The sequence below is a fragment of the Kitasatospora sp. NPDC007106 genome (assembly GCF_040634455.1).
In the GTDB taxonomy this organism is placed as follows: domain Bacteria; phylum Actinomycetota; class Actinomycetes; order Streptomycetales; family Streptomycetaceae; genus Kitasatospora; species Kitasatospora arboriphila.
Genome location: NZ_JBEYFP010000797.1, coordinates 1 through 2603, shown reverse-complemented (window position 1 = coordinate 2603; position 2603 = coordinate 1). Strand labels below are relative to the sequence as shown.

The window sequence follows — 2603 nt, the reverse complement described above, 5'->3', positions numbered from 1 at the left end:
GCGCCTCGTCGTCCCGCAGCCGCTGCAGCAGCGACGCCCGGAAGAGCAACTGGCTGAACGCCTGCGCCAGGTCGACGTCGAGGGCCCGCTGCGGCACCTCCAGAGGCTCGGCGGTCGGCACCGGGGTGCCGGATTCCTGGGTCGTCATGGCGTTCACTCCGGGATCTCGATCGGCGGCAGCACCGACAGGTCGGCGGCGAACTGCGCCGGCACGGGCGGTTCGGCGGCGGTGGAGGCGGGGGCGGGCTCCGCGAAGTCGGCGGCGAGTTCCTCGCGGCGGACGACCAGCAGGGCCGCCGGTGTCACCGGCGGCCGGTCCACGACCAGCAGCGGTTCCTCCAGCACCGGGCGGAGCAACTCGGCCACCCCGTCGACCGGTTCGGGCGGCAGCGGCTGCTGGATGTCCAGCTCCAGACGGCGGTCGGGGTTGCGCAGCAGCGCCGCCGCGTCCTGGATCTGCTGGCGGCTGTGACGGCCCTGCCGCATGGCCGGGCCCACCGCGAGGTTGATCTCGCGCACGCCCGCGGTGGGCGGGATGCCCAGGACCTCGTACGGCGACGGTTCGTGCAGGGGCATGGCGGCGGTCTCTTCTCCTCCGGCTGCAGACGGGCTGCAGAACGGCTTCGGCGTCGGGCGGTTTCGGCTTCGGGGGCCTTCGGACGGTCGTCGGGACGCGCGCGGGGCGGCGCCCAGGGGCAGGGTGGCGGCCGGGGACGGCCCGGACCCGTCAGTGCAGGCGGTCGATCCGGTACTTGAGGCTGCGCAGGCCGGAGTCGTCGGGGTCGCGCGCGACGGCCTTGCCGATCAGCTTCCGGGCCTCCGCGAACCGCCGGGCGTTGGCCTGGCGGACGGCGTGGGCACCGTAGACGACGCCCAGCTCCTTGCGGATGTTGGCCTTGGCGTCCGCCGGACCGGCCATCTGCAGGGCCTGCTCCAGCAGCGTGGCGGCGTCCGTGAACCGGTCGGCCTCGAAGTCCGTCGCCGCCTCGCTGCGCCACACGTTGACGATCACCGCCCGCATCTCGGCGGAGTCGTCGTACGTCTGGGCGCGCCGCAGCATCGACGCCCGCTCGTTGAACGGACGGTCCTGGTACTTCTCCAGCACGTGGTTGGCCAGCACCACCGACACCCGGCGCGGGGCCTCGGCGGCCGCGTCGCCGTCGAAGTCCGCGTCGGCCGCCAGGGCCTCCGTCATCAGTGCGAGGGCCTCGGTGCGCCGCTCGTCGAGGGCGGCGGTGAGCGAGCGGAGCTGGAGCACGTACACCAGGCCCGTCCGGTGGTCGGGGTCGTCGCCGAGTTCGGTGAGCTCCCGCCACAGCTCGGTGGCCTCCACCAGGTCGCCGTCGGGGCCGAGGGCGGTGACCTCGGTGGCCCGGTTGAGCATGGCGGCCTCCAGGAAGTGGCGGGCCGTCGGGTCGTCCGGGGCCAGCGCCAGCGCCTTGCGCAGCAGGACCAGCGCGTGCCGGTAGTCCTTCGTCTCGTTGTTGACCTTGCGGGCCTGCTGGGCGTACGCGGCGCCGAGGTTCTCCAGGACCTCGCGGTGGCCGGGGGAGAGCGCGAGCGCCTGCTCCAGCAGTGCGGCCGCACCGGCCTGGTCGTCGTCGTGCTCCTTGAGCAGCGCGCGGGCGGCGCGCAGACCGGCGTCGGCGCCGAGCGCGGCGAGGTCCTCGCCGACGGCGGGTCCGGGCAGGGCCAGGGCCCGGGTCAGGCACTCCAGGGCCTCGCGCCACTCCTGGTGGCGGTGGTGCTCGGCGGCCTGGCTGGTGAGGGCCTCGCGCAGCAGCAGCTGCCGGGACTCGTCGGTCTCCGCGCCCTCCGCGGTCTCCAGCGCGGAGACCGCCGCGGCGTGCCGGCCCTGGAGCAGCAGGTAGCGCTGCGGGCCGAGTTCGTCGAACAGGCCGAGGGCGTGCGTCAGCGGGTGGACCCCGTAGGGGCCCGGCTTGCGCCACGGCAGCACCGCGTACTCGAACGCACCCTGCCAGGCGGAGAGTTCGCTGCTGGGCGGCGAGGTGCGCAGCAGCCGTTCGAGGGCGGGGCCGACGACGAGCCGGTGGCCGGCGCCGTCGGGGCCGCCGATCAGGACCTCGTCCTCGGCGAAGGCCTCGGCGCAGCGGACCTCCATGCCGAGCCGGACCGTCCAGGCGTCGACCTCGTCGCCGCTCCGGCCGTCGGCCTGGTCGAGCGTCCGCAGGTCGGTGCGGAGCCGGTCGGTGAGCGCGGCGCGGGCGGCGGCGACCCGCGGCGGTTCGGCGTCGCGGCCGGTGAGTCGGGCGGCGGCGTCCCACACCTCGGTCAGGTGCAGGGAGGGGACCAGGCAGCCGATGACCCAGTGCCACAGGTCGGCCCGGTCGGCACTTTCGGCAAGGTCGGACCGGTCGGACCGGTCGGCAAGGCCGGGCAGGTCCGGGTCCGTGGGATCGACGTGCGGCACCTCGACGGGGCCGCGCTGCGCCGGAATGCCGGGGGCCGGTGCGCCCTGCGCGGGCACGCCCTGCGTCGGTGCGCCCTGCGCGGGCACGCCCCTGCCGGGCGCGCCCTGGCCGGGGACGGCCGTCGCGAGGCGGTAGCTCACCAGGCCGAGCGCGTGCAGCAGCCGCGGGTGC

The 2603-nt window shown here is 75.8% G+C and carries 2 protein-coding genes; both read right to left on the bottom strand.

The window, feature by feature from the left end:
- Positions 1–153: 153 nt before the first annotated feature.
- The gene (locus tag ABZ641_RS32490) at positions 154–576 is read right to left on the bottom strand and encodes a hypothetical protein (protein WP_344623128.1); all 423 of its coding nucleotides are present in this window, start codon (positions 574–576) and stop codon (positions 154–156) included.
- A gap of 151 nt (positions 577–727) precedes the next feature.
- Positions 728–2603: hypothetical protein (locus tag ABZ641_RS32485; protein WP_359987660.1), on the bottom strand; the 1876-nt coding region annotated here is incomplete at its 5' end.